Origin of the sequence: Bacillus sp. G402, from assembly GCF_051172515.1 — a bacterium.
Classification (GTDB): Bacteria; Bacillota; Bacilli; order Bacillales; family Bacillaceae; genus Bacillus; species Bacillus altitudinis.
The window spans coordinates 1170085-1189827 of the sequence record NZ_JBPIZC010000001.1 but is presented as its reverse complement, the minus strand read 5'-3'; the positions used below and the strand labels follow the sequence as shown (position 1 = coordinate 1189827).

The window sequence follows — 19743 nt, the reverse complement described above, 5'->3', positions numbered from 1 at the left end:
AAAACAATCCATTACAGTGATTGTATTGTCACGTAACTTGAATAGAAGGTGAAAAAATGGAATTCCAGCAATCAGATGTATTGAAACATTTACCGAAACAATTTTTTGCGTCGCTTGTTCAAAAAGTGCAGAAAAAAATGCAGGAAGGGGCAGATGTGATTAATTTAGGTCAAGGAAATCCTGATCAGCCCACTCCTCCACATATTGTGAAAGCGATGCAGGAAGCGGTAGCAAAACCTGAAAATCATCAATACTCCTCATTCCGCGGGACAGCGAAACTAAAAAAGGCCGCAGCTGCTTTTTATGAAAGAGAATATGGCGTCACGCTTGACCCAAAGACAGAGATTGCCATCTTATTTGGAGGAAAAGCGGGACTAGTCGAATTGCCGCAATGTTTACTGAATCCAGGTGATACGCTGCTTGTTCCAGACCCAGGATATCCTGATTACTGGTCAGGCGCTGTGCTTGCTGGAGCTCATATGGTCACAATGCCTCTTCTTGAACAAAATGATTTTTTGCCTGACTACCACCAACTGTCAGAAGAGGATAAGAATCAAGCAAAATTGATGTACTTAAATTACCCAAATAATCCGACTGGTGCGACTGCAACCCGGACATTTTTTGAAGATACTGTTGCGTTTGCGAGTGAAAATAATATGTGTGTAGTCCATGATTTTGCATATGGTGGCATAGGATTTGACGGCGAAAATCCCCTCAGTTTCCTGCAAATAGACGGAGCAAAAGAGACAGGTATTGAAATATATACATTGTCCAAAACGTATAATATGGCTGGATGGAGAGTCGGTTTTGCAGCAGGGAATGCCTCTGTTATCGAAGCCATTGAGCTTTATCAGGATCACCTGTTTGTGTCACTGTTTAAAGCAACTCAAGATGCAGCAGCAGAAGCACTTTTAAGCGATCAAACGTGCGTCCAAGTACAAAATGATCGGTACGAAAAAAGACGAAACACTTGGATTGCTGCATGCAAAGAGATTGGCTGGGACGTCAGTGCGCCAAAGGGCTCGTTTTTTGCTTGGTTAAAGGTGCCTGAAGGGTATACATCTGAAACTTTTTCTGATGTATTATTAGAAAAAGCACATGTTGTTGTTGCACCGGGGAATGGCTTTGGTGCTCACGGTGAAGGCTACGTCAGAGTCGGTCTTTTAACAAGCGAGGAGCGGCTAAAGGAAGCCGCTGATCGTATCGCTGCCTTGCAGTTATTTGAAAAAAAGCCATTGACAACGTAAAAAAATGGTGCGATAATTCAGGCAATATTTAAGAAAATTGAATATTCTTATCAAGAGTAGGCAGAGGGACTAGCCCAATGAAGCCCGGCAACCGACTTCCATGAAGCACGGTGCTAATTCTTGCAGCAAGCGCTGAGAGATAAGATTCGGATGAATGAGACGAAACCTCTTTAACGCGCTGATCAAGCACTTAAAGAGGTTTTTTTATTGACCACATACAGGACGCAATCGAAAGGGGATTCCTAGTGAGTGAACTACTGGCAACATACGTACTAACACATCGAGAGGATGAACAAATAGACCGAAAAGCAGAGCAGATCGCACTTGGGTTAACGGTCGGGTCATGGACGGACTTGCCTCAGCTCAAAAAGGAGCAGCTGAAAAAACATAAAGGCCGTGTGGTGAGCGTAAAAGATCAGTCTCCCGCAAATGGTGGTCTGTATCAATCAGAGGTGACCATTGCTTATCCTGAGGCGAACTTTTCAGCTGATATACCAGCGGTGTTGACGACGATTTTTGGAAAGCTTTCACTGGATGGGAAAGTAAAGCTCGTCGATATCGAATTTTCGGAAAGGTTTAAACGCTGTCTGCCAGGACCGGTATTTGGCATAGAGGGGATACGAAAGAAAGTAGGCGTGTTTGATCGGCCGCTATTGATGAGTATATTTAAAGGCGTGATCGGCCGTGATATGGAGGATTTAAAAGAACAGCTCCGCTTACAGGCTTTAGGTGGAGTAGACTTCATCAAAGATGATGAGATTTTATTTGAAAGCCCATTAGCCCCTTTTGAAGATCGAATCAAGGAAGGAAAAAAGATATTAAAAGAAACATATGAAGAGACAGGACATCGCACGCTTTATGCTGTTAATTTAACTGGTAAAACTTTTGATTTGAAAGATCGAGCAAGAAAGGCAACCGAACTCGGGGCTGATGTGCTATTATTCAACGTTTTTGCCTATGGACTTGATGTCATGCAAAGCTTGGCTGAAGATCCAGAGATCCCATTGCCGATCATGGCACATCCGGCAGTGAGCGGTGCAATGACATCCTCTCCAGACTATGGATTCTCGCATTCTCTTCTTTTAGGCAAATTAAATCGATATGCTGGCGCCGATTTAAGTCTTTTTCCCTCTCCTTATGGATCAGTCGCCCTTCCGAAAAAAGATGCCATGGGCATTTTCGAAGCATGTGTGAAAGAGGATACAGTTCAACAAACATTTCCTGTTCCTTCAGCAGGCATTCACCCGGGAATGGTGCCGATCTTAATCAAAGATTTTGGACTTGATCATGTCATTAATGCAGGCGGGGGAATTCACGGACATCCGCGGGGAGCAATCGGAGGAGGGAAAGCCTTTCGTTCGATCATTGATGCGGTAGTCAAAAAAGAGTCTATCGAAGAAAAAGCGTCAACTTGTCAAGACTTACAAGCAGCACTTGATCTTTGGGGAAGGGTAGCAGAATAAATGAAAAAACCAATTGTATGTTGTGATTTTGATGGCACGATTACGAAAAATGATAATATCATTCGCATCATGAAGCAGTTTGCTCCAAAAGAATGGACGAAATGGAAGGATGGTGTTCTAGCAAAAGAAATCACGATCCAAGAAGGCGTCGGACAGATGTTTCAGTTACTGACGAGTGATCAGAAAGAAGCCATTCGGTCATTTATTTTAGAGGATACAGAGATTCGTGAAGGATTTGAACAGTTTGTCGATGATGTCAAAAAAGCAGACATTCCTTTCTATGTACTCAGCGGCGGTATGGACTTTTTTGTCTATCCCATCCTTGAAGGGATTGTCGAACAAGAGAATATTTATTGTAACCATGCATCATTTAAAGAAGACCATATTCAAATTGAATGGCCGCATGCCTGTGATTCAGAATGCCAAAATGGCTGTGGCTGCTGCAAGCCTTCCATTATTCGAGAGCTGACGCAGGAAGATGACTTTATTATTATGATTGGTGATTCAGTGACTGATATTGAGGCAGCGAAACATGCGGATCTCACGTTTGCGCGTGATTATTTACTGAACGAATGTAAAGAGCTAGAGCTCGTACATAAAGAGTATGAAACATTTGTTGATCTAAAAGCGCAATTTGATCAAATAAAGGAAGTGAAGGAATGGCAGACGAGAAGAGTAAACGCTGGAAGGAACTAGCAGACGTCAAACGTGAATTGGCACAAAGAGACTGGTTTTACGGAACGAGCGGCAATTTATCGATAAAAGTGTCGGATGATCCTATCACGTTTTTGGTGACGGCAAGCGGCAAAGATAAACGAAAAGAAACCGATGAAGATTTTGTTCTTGTTGATGCAGCAGGTCAGCCGGTTCATCCGAATCAGCCGCTCAGGCCATCAGCTGAAACACTGCTTCACACATACGTTTATGAGCGGACGAAAGCAGGATGTTGTCTTCACGTCCACACGATCGATAACAATGTCATTTCTGAGCTGTATGGCGATAAAGGAGAAGTTCGTTTTAAAGGCAACGAAATCATTAAAGCGCTTGGTTATTGGGAAGAGGATGCAGAAGTTGCTGTTCCTATTATTGAAAACCCAGCTCATATTCCGCACCTTGCAGAGCAATTTGCAGTGCACCTGACGGACGATGCTGGTGCTGTACTCATTCGTAATCATGGCATCACCGTTTGGGGGAAAACCGCATTTGAAGCCAAACGAGTCTTAGAGGCTTATGAATTTTTATTTACCTATCATTTGAAAGTAGCGCTTTATCAAAAGCAGCTTGTTAAATAAAAAGGAGGAAACACACATGGCGACCATTTACATTCATAATGAAGAGAACACGTTACTTGAGAACGAACAAGAGGTCCGGGCGTATTTAGAACAGCAAGGGGTCATTTATGAACATTGGGATATTGAAAAACTACCAAAACAGTTATCAGAAAAGTACGATTTAACAGATGATGAAAAGGAAGAAATTTTAACTGTGTTTCAAGAGGAAATAAAGAGTATTTCCGAGCGAAGAGGATACAAAGCGCAGGATGTGATTTCATTATCAGATGCGACCCCTAACCTTGATGAACTGCTTCAAAACTTTAAACGTGAGCATCATCATACAGATGATGAAGTCAGATTTATCGTGAGCGGTCATGGAATCTTTGCCATTCAAGGCAAAGACGGCGTCTTTTTTGATGTGAGACTGAATCCAGGTGATTTAATTTCTGTGCCCCCGAATATTCGTCACTACTTTACACTTCAAGAAGATCGTCAAGTCGTCGCCGTTCGCATATTTGTCACAACTGAGGGCTGGGTGCCAATTTACGAAGAAGAAACGGTTTAATAGTGGGAGCTGATCATTTCGCATGAGGCGGAAGATCAGCTTTTTTTTAGGAAAATAGACATAAAATGAGAGAGAAAACAGTTGATTTTGGTCTTCTGCATAGGATAAAATTCTGTTTAATCAATGTGTCAGTCCTGTCCAATTTTGAAGTTTACCCCCAGAATTCATTGGGTAAAAGGTCTTTAGGCTGTAAAAAATTAAATAAAATAAGCATATTTAATTTAATTTACAAATAAAGTATAATTTTGGTGTCGGATCATTTAGAGCGTAGACAGACGAATTCATAGCGGGAGCTGAGATCATGAATATTTATGTACGGAAAGAACAGCTATTAATGTCAATTGATGAAAAGAGAAGACAAATGGTAGAAGCTGCTCAAGTAGAAGGCTATACAGGTGAGACGACAATTAAATATAGTCAAGAACTGGACAACCTGATGAATGAGTATCAGTATCTTCTTTTTCATGAACAACAATCTGTTGCTTCCTTTCATGATCTTGTATCACAAATGAGTCTCCTTTCTGTTAATCGTCCTTCTTATTGACATCAAAAAACCGGTCTTGCCATTAACAAAACCGGATGAATGCTTCAGCTATTAGTGTGCAGAAGGGAGCATGATGATCACGGTTGTTCCTTTATTCACTTCGCTCTCGATATCGATTGTCCCCCCATACATCGAAATGATTCGTTTACACACAACAAGCCCAAGACCTGTTCCTTTTTCCTTCGACGTAATAAAAGGGAGGAAGATATGTTTCAGCATCTCTTCTGGTATACCTTCACCTGTATCTTTCACTTTTATGATGACCTGTTCTTTTTCAGCCTCAATGACAATCTTCAAATGACCGCCATTTGGCATCGCTTCTAACGAGTTTTTTGCTACATTCAATACCACTTGTTTAATGTGATCCTTCGTGCAATACACGCCAACATCTTGAATGGTATTGATTTGCAAATCAACCTCGACATTATAAAGGTTCGCCTCAGAAAATACAATTGGCATGATCTCGCTCACAATTTCTTTCACAGAATTATTTTGCCACTTTTCAGCCGTTGGTTTTCCTAGCACAAGAAACTCACTGACGATTTGGTTAATCCGTTTAATTTCTTCCTCAATGACAGAAAAATAAAGCTGATCCTCTTCTGAACGATACTTCTTTTGCAAAAGTTGAATAAACCCGCTAATGCCTGTTAATGGATTGCGAATTTCATGCGCTGTACTTGCTGCGAGTGTTCCAATGAGTTCAAGTTTTTGTGCTTCATTTTGGTGGCGTTCCTGCTGGGTTTGTCGTCTTAAAATGATATATTGGACGAGTGTGAATAAGATATTTAAGAGAATAAATGCACTGGATAAAGGAAACAGCATCACAGACAGTACTTCACTTGTTGTCGCACGCTGCGGAAAAACCTCCAGCTTCCAGCTGTTTTCATCTAAATATGTAGACACGGTGCTATCACTTTCAGATGCTGGCTGTGGCCCACTTGTAAACACAACGTCTCCATTTTGATTCAGCATCTTAAAATGAAGCTCTGGGTTTAATACATTCATAATATTTCTTAAATAATCAATTTGAATCGCAGCGACTAGCACATCCGTGACTTCGTCGTTTTCATTCAAAACAGGGACACAAATGGAGAGAATCCGCTGCTTAGTAATGCGGCTTACATAGTTATCTGTGATGACGGTCTGTTTTGTGACTTGAATACGTTTAAAGTAATCTCTAAATGACAGGTTGATTTTTTCCTTTAATGGTGTGGTGCTGGCTGTGACATTTCCTTTTTGGTCTAGGAGATACAGGCCTGAAAAACGAGGTTCTTGTTTATAGATTTTCTCTAGGATGTTTTGTACTCTTTTCGTTTCAAGCGGCTGGTCAAATCCCATGGCAAGGGAAGTTAATCTTGCTTCTGTTTCACTGATTAAATAATTCATTTGGTTTTTGTGAATATTTAACATAAGTGTAGCGGTTTGTTTGTTTTTTACATCAATTTTCTCAGTTTCTTTTTCGTAGATAAAATAACTAATGATGAGGGTTGGAATCACGACCAAAATAAGGTAAAGCTTGATCTTCTTCCAAAACCCTTTCAGTATACTCATGATTCATCGCTCCAACGTATTACCTAATAGACTTATTATAGCATTGAACCTATCTTTATTACGATGACTTGTGAGATTTTTAAAAAATTAGGTGATTCGTTCTGGTCTCTTTTTCATGCTAAAAATGGTTCAACATGTTGACATTTTACTTATTGTTTATTAATGTCACATTAGTGGGTTGCATTTCATAAAGGATGATAAAAAATGGAAAATCATAATGTTGAGAAATCTTTGAAATTATTTATTGTACTATCACGTGCCTATCGTTCCATTAATCACCACATGAACAAACATATTGTGAAGCACGGTCTGAATCCAACTGAATTTGCTGTATTAGAATTGCTGTATCATAAAGGTGATCAGCCGCTTCAGCAAATAGGTGATAAGATCTTACTCGCAAGCGGAAGTATCACGTATGTGGTTGATAAATTGGAGAAAAAAGAACTCCTTAGCCGGAAAGCTTGTGCAGAAGACCGCAGGGTGACATTTGCACATATTACGGAGCAGGGAAGAGCTTTGCTTGATGACATCTTCCCAGATCATGCAAAAGAGATTCACGAGATGATCAGTGTGCTTAGTGAAGAGGAAAAGGATGCCTGCATCGATATGCTCAAACATGTAGGGCTGCGTGCCAAGCATTTATATGATCATAAAGAATAAACACATAAAAAAGGAAGCCGCTGGCTTCCTTTTTAGTATGTAGACTAATCCTCGCATATGGTGTCAGTCCTGCGCACCGATAAACGACAAGCGCTTTCAATCGCGCTCATAAGAAAGACAAAGGACTAAAATAAACATCATTTTAGCCCTTTGTCATGATCTGAAAGGAAGCTGCTGGCTTCCTATTTATTTTGCTTTTTTCTCAATTGGCAAAATAAGAACTTCGACGCGTCTGTTTTTACTTCTGCCTTCTGCGGTATCGTTAGAGGCAATCGGTTTAAATTCACCGTAACCTTTTGTGCTAAAGTTCTCTTGGTCTAGGTTGCTGTTTTCAAGGAGAATATTTAAAAAGTTGACCGCACGAATGGCGCTTAAATACCAGTTGGATTCAAATTCAGAATTCCGAATCGGAACGTTATCTGTATGTCCGCTAATGACGATATCACGAGCAGGGTTAATGACGAGCAGTTTTGATATTTCTTTGGCTAACGGAACATCCTGCGAGCGGATCACCGCTCGCCCAGAATCAAAGAAGATGCTGTCTTCAATTGTAATAAGCAGACCTTCATCCGTCAGCTTTGTTTCAAGCTTCGAACCAAGTTTTTTATCCGCAATGAATGAATCTACTTGCTTTTTAACCTTTGTTAATACCGCTTGGTCACGAGCTTTCGCTTTTGCTTCTTCTTCTTCATCTTCTGCGGATTTTTTGGTTTGATTACTGTTTTCTGTTTCCTCGGTGCTCTGCATGCTTGATTGGTCCATTACGCCAGTGCCGCCAGTAAAGACAACATTAAACGATTTAGCCATCTGTTCATATTTTGCCGCATCAATGGAGCTAGATGCAAACAGCACAATGAAGAGGGCGAGAAGAAGCGTAAGAAGATCGGCGTAAGGGATCAGCCAAGACTCATCTACATGGTCTTCATGATCATGGTTTTTACGTTTCCTAGCCATTCTGTTTTTCTCCTTCTTCAATGACAAGATTTGCACGTTCTTTTGCTGGTAAGTACATCAGAAGTTTTTGCTCAATGACCTTTGGAGACTGGCCTTCAAGGACAGAAAGAATCCCTTCAATCATAATGAGACGAAGCTTTACTTCTTCCTTTGATTTACGCTTCAGCTTGTTGGCAAATGGATGCCACAACACATACCCTGTAAAAATCCCTAGAAGTGTGGCGACGAAGGCAGCACTAATCGCATGTCCAAGTGCTTCAATGTCTCCCATGTTTGCAAGTGCGGCAATAAGTCCGACAACGGCACCAAGTACCCCTAGAGTCGGAGCGTATGTACCAGCTTGTGTAAAGATTAATGCGCCTGACTGATGTCTCTCCGACATGGCATCGACTTCTTCTGTTAAGACGTCGCGAATAAATTCAGCACTTTGACCGTCAACTGCCATGCTTAAGCCGTTCTTTAGAAAATCGTCATCGACTTCCTCAAGATTTGCCTCTAATGCCAAAAGACCTTCACGACGAGCAATTTGTGCCCAGTTTGAAAATAGAGGAATCATCTCTTGTATCGTTGGAAGCTTGCTATCTTTGAAAATTTTGCCGAATAATTTTGGTGTTTTCTTAATTTCACTAGATGGGAAGGCAATGACAACAGCTGAAATTGTCCCAACCACAATGATCAATATAGCCGCCGGGTTGATAAGAGCTGTTAGACTCACACCTTTCAAAACCATACCGACACTCAGTGCAATAAATGCTAAAATAATACCAATTAACGATGTTTTGTCCATTATCTCACCAAATCCTTTAACTATCTTTTTCTATAGTTAATATCGGTGTCTTCTAGAAGGGTTTTAGTCAGAATATAAAATTAAGACAGTTTATGTGAAGAAATTTTGACGAAAGCGCTTTCTGTGAGCCTTAAAAAAAGAAACTCCCTCATATAAAAGGGAGTTTTCAGCGTGTAGACAAACCCTGCATTCTTTGTCAGTCCTGCGTGCTGGTGCTCACGAATGTTACATTCGATCCGCGCCAGTACTCGTCCTACCTAGACTGCAAAGGTTTTCTATCACGCTGAAAAGAAGACACAGGGCTAAAATCAAGTTCATTTTAGCCCTGTGTCAACAATCTGGAAACTTCATCTTTTTTGAGCTGTTTCATCTAAGAGCAATTCTTTTAATTTTTCTTCATGTATGATTTTGATCAAATCGTAGTTCCAATTGATCATGTGATCCATGTGATCCACCTCTTTTTCTTTTATCGTAAAGGAAAAGAGGCGGGGGAGCATCGGCGCTCAGATGGAATTTAGACACTGCCACATGATGGAGCTGAAGATCCTCCTTAGGATGTACTTAGCTCTTTTTCACAACAATTTCGTCATGTTCAACATCGACTGTAAATCCAGTAAGTTGTTCTTCTTCAAGCAAGATGTCCGTCATTTGATCCTCAACATGCTCTTGAATCGTTCTTCGTAACGGACGAGCCCCAAATGCTGGATGATAACCAAGTTCAGCGATTTTTTCTTTCGCTTCGTTTGTGATGTGAACAGTTAGATTTTGTTCTTTTAACTGCTCTGACAAATCTTTGAGCAGAAGATCCACAATTTTGACTAAATCGTCTTTATCTAATGAATCAAACTGAATGATGCTGTCAAAACGGTTCAAGAATTCCGGTTTGAAATAAGCGTTCAGTGAATCAATCAATGATTGTTCTTCGATGGCTTCTTCTTGTTCAGACTGGAATCCGACTTTGACTGCTTTTTTATCTGTGCTGCCAGCGTTACTTGTCATAATGATGACTGTGTCTTTAAAGCTGACGGTTCTGCCTTGGCTGTCTGTTAGACGGCCATCTTCCATGATTTGAAGGAACATATGCTGGACATCAGGGTGCGCTTTTTCGATTTCATCGAGCAAAATGATGCTGTATGGTTTTCTGCGAACCTTTTCCGTGAGCTGTCCGGCTTCATCATGTCCAACGTAACCAGGAGGAGAACCGATGATTTTGGACACGGAGTGTTTCTCCATGTATTCACTCATATCTAAACGAATGATCGCTTCTTTTGAGCCAAATAATTCTTCCGCTAATGTTTTAGACAATTCGGTTTTCCCGACGCCTGTTGGCCCAACGAAAAGGAAGGAGCCAGTTGGTCTGTGTTTTGATTTTAAGCCGGCTCTGCTTCTTTTTACGGCTTTCGCCACTTTTTCAACCGCATGTTCCTGACCAATGACGCGGGCTTTTAAGCGGACATCAATTTCTTTCATTTTTGTTTGTTCGTCTGCTTGCAGTTTGCCGACAGGGATACCTGTTTTTTGTTCTACAATCGACTGAATGTCCTCAGCTGTGACGACATGTTCTTTGTCATTTGTTTTGTTTTGCAATCTCGCTTCAATCGCTTCTTCTTCGTCTCGAAGCTTCGCTGCTTTTTCATATCGTTCTTCATTTAAAGCAGCTTGTTTTTCAGCGGCAATTTGCGCAAGACGGTTTGTTAATTCATCTTCACTTGCTACATCAATGGAGAGATTCGCTTTTGAACCTGCTTCATCCATTAAATCAATGGCTTTATCTGGCAAGTGGCGGTCTTGAATATACCGCGAAGATAATTGAACACACGCTTTAATGGCTTCGTCAGAATAGGTGACGCCATGATACGCTTCATATTTATCTTGAATGCCTTTTAATATCTCGAATGCTTCATCCTGTGTTGGCTCATCAACGATGACGGGTTGGAATCTGCGTTCAAGGGCAGCATCTTTTTCAATCTGACGATATTCTTTTAATGTTGTCGCACCTACTAGCTGCAGTTCCCCTCGAGCTAGAGCTGGTTTCAAAATGTTTCCGGCATCCATTGACCCTTCGGCAGAACCTGCGCCTACAAGAAGATGAATTTCATCAACGAATAAGATGATATTTTTACGGCTTTGCAATTCTTTGATTAATTGCTTCATCCGTTCCTCAAATTGACCACGTATACCTGTGTTTGCCACAAGTGAAGAGACATCTAATAAATAAACTTGTTTGTTCTTTAATTTATTTGGTACATCTCCATTTGCAATTTTTAGTGCTAGTCCTTCGGCTATGGCCGTTTTACCAACACCAGGTTCACCAATGAGGACAGGATTGTTTTTATTTCTTCTATTTAAAATCTCAATGACTCTTGTGACTTCTTCATCACGGCCAATGACAGGATCAATTAAACCAGCATGTGCGCCATCCGTTAAGTTCCGGCCAAGCTCGTCTAGCAAGCCTTTTTGTTTAGGCTGCTCTTGGCTCGTCGCATGTCCTGCTTGCTCAGAGAAGAATGAGCTGCCTCCGAAAAGGTTAGGACCCATTTTCATTTTTGACTGCTCCATCAAAGAGGTATAGCAGTCTTCACATAAAACCATTTGGCTACGGGACGAATTTACTTGCATATTCAGGCGAATCGTTGCTTCATTTACTTGACAATGTTGACAACGCATGAGCCATGACCTCCTTAAAATAAAGTTTGACTTTATTTGACCAATGAATGTTAAATAAAATGGTCTGTTGTTTGACCATCTTTGACTATAGTATACTCTGACCTATTTTGACTTTCAACTGTTTTGCTCATAGCTGAATGAAAAATCCTTTTTTGCATTTAATCATGGTTTGTCCTTCTTTTCAAGGAACTTGTCTCATAGGATAAAAAAGAGACAATCGAAAGTGATGGGTGCGGAGGGGTCATATGAAACGTTCAAATGAATCCGCTTTTCAGCTTGCCTTTGTATATGTAGGAACAGTGGTTGGAGCTGGGTTTGCGACAGGAAAAGAAATCGTAGAATTTTTTGTTCGTTTTGGCTGGATTGGATTGATCGGGATTTTGATTAGCGGTGTTATTTTTACCGGCCTTGGCGCAAAAATGATGCTGATTTCCAAACGAATTGAAGCGGAATCTTATCAAGATATGAATCGGTTTTTATTTGGAGCTGCTGCGAGTCGATATATTAACATCGTCATGTTTTTTATCTTACTAGGTGTGACGTCAGTGATGATTTCTGGAGCAGGCGCTATTTTTGAAGAACAACTTGGCATCTCAAAAGAATATGGTATTTTTTTAACGATTATTTTAAGTGTCATTGTCCTTTTTAAAGGGTCAAAAGGGTTATTTGGTGTCAATGTACTTGTCGTTCCAATGCTGATTTTCTTTTCGCTGATTGTGTTTCTAGACTCATTTGTGTTTAGTAGCGGTGAAAGCCACGTTCTGGGGCTGCAAATGGGAGAGGGCGAATGGATGTTGTCTGCGGTTTCATATGGTGCATTTAATTTAGCGCTGTCTCAAGCCGTATTAGTGCCGGTCGCAAACGAAATGACATCCGAAGCCGTGATAAAAAAAGGAGCGGTGCTTGGGGGTCTGATGCTGACACTCATTCTGCTCGCCTGCTTTTTATCCCTTTCTTCGTTAGAAATGCTGGAAGCGTATGATATTCCGATGGCCCAAGTGGTGTATCAAGTCGCAAACTCCATTCATCTCGTCTATTTATTCGTGATCTTCGGTGAAGTCTTTACATCTGTTATAGGGAATTTATACGGTCTCGAAAGGCAAGTGAGGGCGTATATCCGATTGAACAGTATGTATACGATATCCTTTATTCTGCTTTGCTGTTATGTGATCAGTAAAATTGGATACGGCACACTCATTTCAACGGTTTACCCTGTTTTTGGCTATGTCAGTATCTTTTTTATCCTCTTTCTTTGTCTGAAAAAAGTGCCTGCATCACGTGATAAGTAAAGAAGGGATAGCTTGTACACCAATTATGTGGTACACTATCCTCTGTGAAAATTGAACAAAAATCCGTGAAAACGGGAGAGGTTCTAGCAAAACCCTCTATAAAAAACTAAGGACTTGCCGTATCCTTGGATGTGGCATTTTTTATTTTTTATGGCTGGGACACCTCATACACATGTAAAGGTGTCTTTTCTTTTGAGAAAAATAGGGGTTTTCATGAACCTTTCAGATGCAGCTTTGTGCGGTGGTACGGGTCTGCAAAAGGAGGAAAAGGAAAATGAAAAATGAAAAAGCGGTCGTTGTCTTTAGCGGGGGACAGGACAGTACGACATGTTTACTATGGGCACTTCAACAATTTAAAGAGGTTGAAACGGTAACCTTTCATTATAATCAGCGTCATCAAGAAGAAATTGATGTCGCCAAAAGAATTGCTGACAAGCTAGGGGTGAAAAATCATCTATTAGATATGTCTCTTTTAAATCAGCTTGCACCCAATGCCTTAACAAGAGATGACATTGATATTGAAGAAAAAGAAGGAGAACTGCCTTCCACATTTGTTCCGGGGAGAAACTTAGTTTTCTTATCCTTTGCATCCATTCTTGCGTATCAAATTGGAGCACGTCATATTATCACGGGTGTGTGCGAGACAGACTTTAGCGGCTACCCAGATTGCCGAGATGAGTTTGTGAAATCTTGTAACGTCACGGTGAATTTGGCAATGGAAAAACCATTTGTCATCCATACGCCGCTCATGTGGCTGAATAAAGCTGAAACGTGGAAGCTGGCTGATGAACTGAATGCGCTAGATTTTGTAAAAAATGAAACACTCACTTGCTATAATGGCATCATTTCTGATGGCTGCGGGGAATGTCCTGCATGTAAGCTTCGGAAAAATGGCTATGACACTTATATGGACATGAAGGAGGCGAACTAAATGCTTTCTCAAATCTATCCACAGACGAATCATCCATTTTCGTTTGAATTAAATAAAGATATGCATGTATCGGCAGCCCATTTTATCCCGAGAGAAGATGCTGGCGCTTGTAGCCGTGTACATGGTCATACGTATACGATTAATATAACCATTGCTGGAGATGACCTAGATGAATCGGGTTTCCTTGTCAATTTTAGTACATTGAAAAAACTTATTCATGGTAAATATGATCACACGCTGCTCAATGATCATGAGGAATTCTCCTCAACCGATCCATATGCGATGCCTACTACAGAGGTTGTCGCAAAGACTGTGTATGACAAAGTCGCAGCATATTTATTGAATTTAGCGAACAAACCAGTATGTGTTCAAGTTTTTGTCAGAGAGACACCAACAAGTTACTGCATTTACCGTCCGAAACGAGTTGAGCTCAATGACTAAAGCGATTCCTGTCTTAGAAATCTTTGGTCCAACCATTCAAGGAGAAGGAATGGTCATTGGCCAAAAAACCATGTTTGTCAGAACGGCTGGCTGTGACTACTCTTGCAGCTGGTGTGATTCATCTTTTACATGGGATGGATCAGCTAAGCATGATATTCAGTGGCTTCAGGCAGAGGACATTGTAAAAGAGCTGAAGAGAATAGGTGGAAAGGCTTTTTCTCATGTCACCATTTCAGGTGGGAATCCTGCGCTTTTAAAACAAATGGAATCACTTATTGATTTATTGCATGAAGAAGGAATTGATACGGCGCTTGAAACGCAGGGAACGATGTATCAAGATTGGTTTTTGAAGATAGATGATTTAACCATTTCTCCAAAACCACCAAGTTCAAATATGAAAACAGATTTTACGAAACTTACGCGTATCATAGATGAATTGAAAAAGGGAAACAGATTGCAACATGCAAGTCTGAAGGTCGTGATCTTTGATGATCTTGATCTAGCCTATGCAAAGGATGTTCATGCGAAATACCCAGAACTCCCCTTTTATTTGCAGGTGGGAAATGATGATACGACGACAGCTGATGATGCGTACCTATTGACGCACTTATTAAAGAAATACGAAATGCTTGTAGATCAAGTAGCGCAAGACCCTGATTTGAATCGTGTGAGAGTCTTACCACAACTGCACACGCTATTGTGGGGAAATAAACGAGGCGTATAGAAAGGAAGAAACAAAATGACGACAAGAAAACCAGAAGAATTAGAAGGTGTCACTTTACTAGGAAACCAGGGGACCAATTACTTGTTTGACTATGCACCACAAGTGCTTGAAACGTTCCCGAATAAACATACGAATAGAGATTATTTTGTGAAATTCAACTGTCCAGAATTCACATCACTTTGCCCGCAAACAGGGCAGCCGGATTTTGCGACCGTGTATATCAGCTACATCCCAAATGAAATCATGGTCGAAAGTAAATCATTAAAATTATATTTGTTCAGCTTCCGTAACCACGGTGACTTCCATGAGGATTGTATGAATATTATCATGAATGACCTCATTGAATTAATGGACCCAAGATATATTGAAGTATGGGGCAAATTTACACCAAGAGGCGGTATTTCAATTGATCCGTATACGAACTACGGAAAACCTGGGACAAAGTATGAAGAGATGGCATCGTATCGTATGATGAATCACGATATGTATCCAGAAACGATTGATAATCGCTAATAAATAAGAAAAGACATGTGGATGACATGTCTTTTTTTATGGAATAGATTATGATGGCACATAAAAAAAGAGAAGAGTCATGTCACTCTTCTCATACCAATAGGAATAGAACTTGCTAGGACGGCTGGGGGCTACCAGCTCGTATGTATAGTATACACGACAGAACGTATGTTTGTAAAGGTGTATCATGCTTTTATTCTTCATATATTTACTTTAAGATAAAATTGAAACGAGCGAATGAAAATGGAGGCGTTTGTGTTGGCAAACAAAGAAGACAAAACAGAGAAGCTGCTAATGGAATTAAGGGAAGAGCTTCATATGCTTGAACATCAAAACAAAGAACGATATAAATGGAGTGCCTCCACATTACTTGGAGTGATCGCCCTTTTAATTGATAAAGGCGTGATAACACCTGAAGAAGTTGATATGTACAAAACAAAAGCGGAAATGCAAACCTTTCACGCGCAAAAAGACTGACGCCACTTAATATGGTTGTCAGCCTTTTTCATATGTGATGGTCAAAAGAGAACAGAGCTGTCACACGAGTCAGCTTTGCTGTGTATATCCTTATGTAACGGTAGTCTGAATTGAGGATTGCAAATTAATGTACGGAGTCTTTGATGATTTTATAGTTTTTATGATTAACGACTGTTAGTGAATCCAGTTCTAAATCTCTATAGTTGTCCATAATGGTGACATCCACAATAACAGAGTTTTCATTCACTTTTTCAACTACACCTGTTAAACCATTTCTAAATTCGATCACATTCCCAATTTTTGCAATCTTCAACCGATCCCTCTCCTTTAAAAACAGATTTCATTCCCTATTAAAAAGTATTTTGCAATATTTTCATACCAATGTAAAGGATAAAGACGTTTTTCTTTCGTTTTCGTTGTACGCTTTGAAAACGAATGGTATATTTAATATTTGATCAAGGCTGAAAAGGAGCGGTTTTTTTGACTGAAGAACACATCAACACAATACTAGAATCATTACGGAATGGTACTGAAAAACAAGTGACCATTCAAAAGGATGATTTTTTAACATTTCGTTCTGTATTGGTCAATCAAGATGATTTTAAACATTTTCGCGGAATCGCCAAGCATGGTGGAGATGTTATTTTTGAATATCTTAAAGAAGCAAGAAGCTAAAGCTTTTTCTCATTCATGAGAAAAAGCTTTTTATTTTGGTTCTTTTGTCACACTTCAAACCAGCTTGATACATATGAAAAGAAAATGTAATAACCCATAATCAGGAGCATAAGGATGATTATAGGCTAAAAAGAGACTATATTAAACGCTTACATTACCAGTTCATGCGTATTTCAACTAGGACATGCCATTTAATGACGGAATTTGGACAGGCATGAAAATCTTTGTGCGTGAAAATAGAAGAAGCTCTTGTTAGAGTGGACAAGTATCTTACAGCCTACATTGATTAAAGGAGGAATGAGGCGAATGATCAAAATTCATACAGCTCTTTTTGCCATCCTTATGCTCATCTCAGCGATCAAGATGGACAATATACAAGAGCAAGAAGGCACATTAAGTCAGAAACTTGAACAAGCACCTGTAAAGCATCAGCTTTCATATATAGATCAAGATGAAAAGCATACTGTGATCCCAGCGTTTTCAGAGGAGAAACATCAGCCGAAAGTGAAAATGCTAAGCACGTCAACAGAGGAGAAGGCATCAAAACCGAAGCTGAAGAAAAAGGAAACGGCAAAGCCAGCAAGCTCAAGAAATCAATCACACTATTCTAATGAAGAAATGGACTTGCTTTCTCGGTTGGTACATGCCGAAGCAAAAGGTGAATCTTACGCCGGGAAAAAAGCGGTAGCAAGCGTCGTCTTAAACCGCGTAGAACACCGCTCTTTTCCTGACAGTGTCAGAGGCGTGATTTATCAGCGAAATGCCTTCCAGCCCGTATCAAATGGAAGTATCAATGATAAGGCAGACCAGGATTCCGTAAAAGCTGTGAAGCAGGTTGTCAAAGAAGATGACAGAACAACAAAGGCGATTTATTTTTATAATCCAAAAACGGCGACAGATAACTGGATTCGTTCTCGTAAAATTGTAGAACGCATTGGCCGTCATGTGTTTGCAGTGTAAAGAAAAGCAGCGATCAATCAGTCGCTGTTTTTTTGTCTTCAATTATTAAAATATTTTCAGGACTTGTCTCATAGAATGTGAAAAGAATTTGCTTTTAGACAAGGGGAGGCTACATGAATCGATTTGTAAAAGGGGTCATTCTGCTATCTGTCGCAGCTTTCATTGCTGAGTGTATCGAGTTTTTAGTCAATATGATTTTAGCGAGAGAGCTTGGAGAACATGGAATGGGTTTATATATGAGCATCCTTCCCATCATCATGCTTGTGCTTGTGATCGCCAGCTTAGAGCTGCCAGTCTCCATTTCTAAATTCATTGCAGAATCGCATGAGCGGCTTCATAAAAGTATGCTTCGCCATGCATTTAAAATGACGCTTGTGGTGACATGCACCACAACGGCAATAGCAGCCATTGTACTGCCTTTCATTCCTGTATTTCAATCGTATCATCCGCTGATGAAGGGCTTGGTTCTGTCACTCATTCCAATCATCGCATTTACTTCCATTGCACGCGGCTATTTTATGGGCAAGCAGCAAATGGGCAGAATTGCTCTAGCCAATATGCTGAAAAAAACGATCCAGCTTATCTGTTTGTTTTTGTTTTTTCATTGGTATTCGTTTGATATTGAAACAGCTGTGCTTATCGCGATTGGCGTGATTGTTGCAAGTGATCTCGTCGTCTTTATCTATTTATATTCCCAATACGTCATGGCAAAAAATGCTGTGAATGTCAGATCGGTTGAGTTAAGAGGGATTGACGTCAGAAAACGTTTGTTAGCAGTCTCCATTCCGACAACAGGTATGCGTATCTTTCATGCCATTGCCAATGCGATTGAACCGTTTTTAATCAAAGGAGCCCTCGTTGCAGCGGGCATTTCTGGTACGCTTGCTGTTGATCATTACGGAATGCTTGCTGGCGTAGCGATGTCGATCGGTTTTTTTCCGGCGTTTATCGCTCATTCCATTATGATTGTGATGATTCCGAATGTATCAGAAGCCTATGCCTTGGGGCAGTATGATCTCGTGAAAAAACGTGTCAGACAAGCGATTCTCATTACGTTTGGATACGGGGTGCCAGCGGTGATGATCATGTATTATTTCGCTTATCCGCTCACGCAGCTCTTTTTTGACTCACCTCAAGCAGCCGTCTACTTGCAGCTGCTATGGCCTTACTTCTTATGCCACTTGTTCGTGATGCCGTTTCAAGCGTGCTTAATTGGTATGGGTCTCATTAAAGATGTGTTCCTACATAATATATGGGTGCACGTGGTGTCGTTCTCTATGGTGTATTTTCTAGGATCCATCGAATCCTTAAATATGATGGGCGTTATCTTAGGAATGAACACGGGGATGCTGCTATTAACGGCTTTGCATTATGCGACGATTTGCAAGGAACTCGGCGTCTCCATGTTTCTTACATTGAAAAAAGCTTGAATGTCATGTGCAGCTAGCGGGCAAGCTATAGGAAAATCAGGAAGGAAGATGCTGATGAATCGTAAATATCTACCCGCCAGTCTTCTCATGATGACCCTTCTTTTATTTCTGATGAACATAGAGGCTGAAGCAAAAGAGCCTGTCATGGCGCCGAGGATAGAAGCTCCTACATTAACAGGTGAAACTCAGGTGATCCCGGTGAAAGGGAAGCGGACCATTCTGCATTTTTGGACAACGTGGTGCCCGTCCTGCAAAATGGAGCTTCCAGCCTTTGAACAGATTGTGAAAGAAAATCAAAGTGATGTAGACATACTGACTGTGAATTTACTTGGTGCTGAGCAAAGCAAGCAGGCAGTTGCCCAATTTGTGAAAGACAGAAAGTTCACATTTCCGATCGTTCTCGATGAGCACGGCGAAATGATGAAGAAATACCAAATCATGACGATCCCGACGACTTTTTTCATCAATGAAAAGGGTGAAGTAGTCAAAAACCATGTAGGTCCGCTGACGAAAAAACAAATCAAAGAGTGGACAAATTCGTAGAACACAAGCTTTCTGTAAGAACCAATGGTCGATCCGTTGGTTCTTTTT

22 protein-coding genes and 2 riboswitches are annotated in these 19743 nt (G+C 40.6%); of the genes, 17 read left to right on the top strand and 5 right to left on the bottom strand.

Translation table 11 applies throughout. The features are described 5' to 3' along the window. The first annotated feature begins 56 nt into the window (after positions 1-56). The 6 genes from ACSBQP_RS06225 to ACSBQP_RS06200 all read left to right on the top strand — a co-directional run bounded on the left by ACSBQP_RS06225 (position 57) and on the right by ACSBQP_RS06200 (position 5093). Positions 57-1247, top strand: a complete 1191-nt coding sequence (locus ACSBQP_RS06225) for a pyridoxal phosphate-dependent aminotransferase (protein WP_265785935.1) — start codon at positions 57-59, stop codon at positions 1245-1247. A gap of 44 nt (positions 1248-1291) precedes the next feature. Continuing rightward, positions 1292-1393, top strand: a riboswitch (SAM riboswitch). Between the two features lie 99 nt (positions 1394-1492). After that, on the top strand, positions 1493-2710 hold the full coding sequence (gene mtnW, locus ACSBQP_RS06220) for a 2,3-diketo-5-methylthiopentyl-1-phosphate enolase (RefSeq protein ID WP_435028263.1): 1218 nt from the start codon (positions 1493-1495) through the stop codon (positions 2708-2710). After that, the gene (locus ACSBQP_RS06215) at positions 2711-3406 is read left to right on the top strand and encodes a 2-hydroxy-3-keto-5-methylthiopentenyl-1-phosphate phosphatase (RefSeq protein ID WP_146270056.1); all 696 of its coding nucleotides are present in this window, start codon (positions 2711-2713) and stop codon (positions 3404-3406) included. Further along, complete coding sequence (locus tag ACSBQP_RS06210) at positions 3370-4002, top strand: methylthioribulose 1-phosphate dehydratase (protein WP_017367124.1); 633 nt, start codon at positions 3370-3372, stop codon at positions 4000-4002. Before ACSBQP_RS06215 ends, ACSBQP_RS06210 begins: the two co-directional genes overlap by 37 nt. Before the next feature lie 16 nt (positions 4003-4018). Beyond that, a complete protein-coding gene (locus ACSBQP_RS06205; protein WP_008346104.1) occupies positions 4019-4549 on the top strand; it encodes a 1,2-dihydroxy-3-keto-5-methylthiopentene dioxygenase in 531 nt (176 codons plus the stop codon). A gap of 301 nt (positions 4550-4850) precedes the next feature. Continuing rightward, positions 4851-5093 (top strand): aspartyl-phosphate phosphatase Spo0E family protein, encoded by a 243-nt coding sequence (locus ACSBQP_RS06200; RefSeq protein WP_008346101.1) that lies wholly within the window; start codon positions 4851-4853, stop codon positions 5091-5093. Between the two features lie 51 nt (positions 5094-5144). Here ACSBQP_RS06200 and ACSBQP_RS06195 read toward each other — a convergent pair whose 3' ends face one another. Further along, positions 5145-6644: an ATP-binding protein gene (locus tag ACSBQP_RS06195; RefSeq protein WP_008346092.1), complete on the bottom strand. Its 1500-nt coding sequence runs from the start codon at positions 6642-6644 to the stop codon at positions 5145-5147. 204 nt (positions 6645-6848) lie between these two features. Between ACSBQP_RS06195 and ACSBQP_RS06190 the strand changes: the two genes are divergently transcribed. Next, a complete protein-coding gene (locus ACSBQP_RS06190; protein WP_003211701.1) occupies positions 6849-7304 on the top strand; it encodes a MarR family winged helix-turn-helix transcriptional regulator in 456 nt (151 codons plus the stop codon). A 186-nt stretch (positions 7305-7490) separates the two neighbouring features. On the opposite strand, the gene motB is transcribed toward ACSBQP_RS06190, so the two are convergent. From motB to ACSBQP_RS06175, 3 genes are all read right to left on the bottom strand, one after another. Further along, a complete protein-coding gene (motB, locus tag ACSBQP_RS06185) occupies positions 7491-8258 on the bottom strand; it encodes a flagellar motor protein MotB (RefSeq protein WP_019743067.1) in 768 nt (255 codons plus the stop codon). Then, the gene (gene motA, locus ACSBQP_RS06180; protein WP_008346088.1) at positions 8251-9045 is read right to left on the bottom strand and encodes a flagellar motor stator protein MotA; all 795 of its coding nucleotides are present in this window, start codon (positions 9043-9045) and stop codon (positions 8251-8253) included. Before motA ends, motB begins: the two co-directional genes overlap by 8 nt. A 561-nt stretch (positions 9046-9606) precedes the next feature. Continuing rightward, complete coding sequence (locus ACSBQP_RS06175; protein ID WP_202734536.1) at positions 9607-11712, bottom strand: ATP-dependent Clp protease ATP-binding subunit; 2106 nt, start codon at positions 11710-11712, stop codon at positions 9607-9609. Between the two features lie 245 nt (positions 11713-11957). Here ACSBQP_RS06175 and ACSBQP_RS06170 point away from each other — a divergent pair, with 245 nt between their 5' ends. From ACSBQP_RS06170 to ACSBQP_RS06145, 6 genes are all read left to right on the top strand, one after another. Beyond that, positions 11958-13001: a YkvI family membrane protein gene (locus ACSBQP_RS06170; RefSeq protein WP_435028262.1), complete on the top strand. Its 1044-nt coding sequence runs from the start codon at positions 11958-11960 to the stop codon at positions 12999-13001. 71 nt (positions 13002-13072) lie between these two features. Further along, positions 13073-13117, top strand: a riboswitch (PreQ1 riboswitch). A 158-nt stretch (positions 13118-13275) separates the two neighbouring features. After that, positions 13276-13932, top strand: a complete 657-nt coding sequence (gene queC, locus ACSBQP_RS06165) for a 7-cyano-7-deazaguanine synthase QueC (protein ID WP_008348090.1) — start codon at positions 13276-13278, stop codon at positions 13930-13932. Beyond that, the gene (gene queD, locus ACSBQP_RS06160; protein WP_435028261.1) at positions 13933-14373 is read left to right on the top strand and encodes a 6-carboxytetrahydropterin synthase QueD; all 441 of its coding nucleotides are present in this window, start codon (positions 13933-13935) and stop codon (positions 14371-14373) included. Then, on the top strand, positions 14366-15097 hold the full coding sequence (gene queE / locus ACSBQP_RS06155; protein ID WP_019743916.1) for a 7-carboxy-7-deazaguanine synthase QueE: 732 nt from the start codon (positions 14366-14368) through the stop codon (positions 15095-15097). Before queD ends, queE begins: the two co-directional genes overlap by 8 nt. 15 nt (positions 15098-15112) lie before the next feature. Continuing rightward, positions 15113-15610, top strand: a complete 498-nt coding sequence (gene queF / locus ACSBQP_RS06150) for a preQ(1) synthase (RefSeq protein WP_003211403.1) — start codon at positions 15113-15115, stop codon at positions 15608-15610. Positions 15611-15868: 258 nt separating this feature from the next. Continuing rightward, positions 15869-16087, top strand: coding sequence for a nitrile hydratase subunit beta (locus ACSBQP_RS06145; RefSeq protein ID WP_136944411.1), 219 nt, complete (start codon positions 15869-15871; stop codon positions 16085-16087). Between the two features lie 124 nt (positions 16088-16211). Here the strand turns inward: ACSBQP_RS06145 and ACSBQP_RS06140 are convergent, their stop codons facing one another. Further along, entirely contained in the window at positions 16212-16400 is a 189-nt protein-coding gene (locus tag ACSBQP_RS06140; RefSeq protein WP_003211747.1) for a YkvS family protein, read from the bottom strand. 167 nt (positions 16401-16567) lie between these two features. On the opposite strand from ACSBQP_RS06140, the gene ACSBQP_RS06135 reads away from it, so the two are divergent. The 4 genes from ACSBQP_RS06135 to stoA all read left to right on the top strand — a co-directional run bounded on the left by ACSBQP_RS06135 (position 16568) and on the right by stoA (position 19695). Continuing rightward, positions 16568-16762 carry a hypothetical protein gene (locus ACSBQP_RS06135; protein WP_008348081.1) on the top strand — a complete coding sequence of 65 codons (195 nt, stop codon included), beginning with the start codon at positions 16568-16570 and terminating at the stop codon, positions 16760-16762. Positions 16763-17068: 306 nt separating this feature from the next. Next, entirely contained in the window at positions 17069-17722 is a 654-nt protein-coding gene (locus ACSBQP_RS06130; RefSeq protein ID WP_181891543.1) for a cell wall hydrolase, read from the top strand. A gap of 113 nt (positions 17723-17835) precedes the next feature. Beyond that, the gene (locus ACSBQP_RS06125; protein ID WP_017359440.1) at positions 17836-19152 is read left to right on the top strand and encodes a polysaccharide biosynthesis protein; all 1317 of its coding nucleotides are present in this window, start codon (positions 17836-17838) and stop codon (positions 19150-19152) included. Positions 19153-19206: 54 nt separating this feature from the next. Next, on the top strand, positions 19207-19695 hold the full coding sequence (stoA, locus tag ACSBQP_RS06120) for an endospore biogenesis thiol-disulfide oxidoreductase StoA (protein ID WP_025207247.1): 489 nt from the start codon (positions 19207-19209) through the stop codon (positions 19693-19695). The last annotated feature ends 48 nt before the right edge of the window (positions 19696-19743 follow it).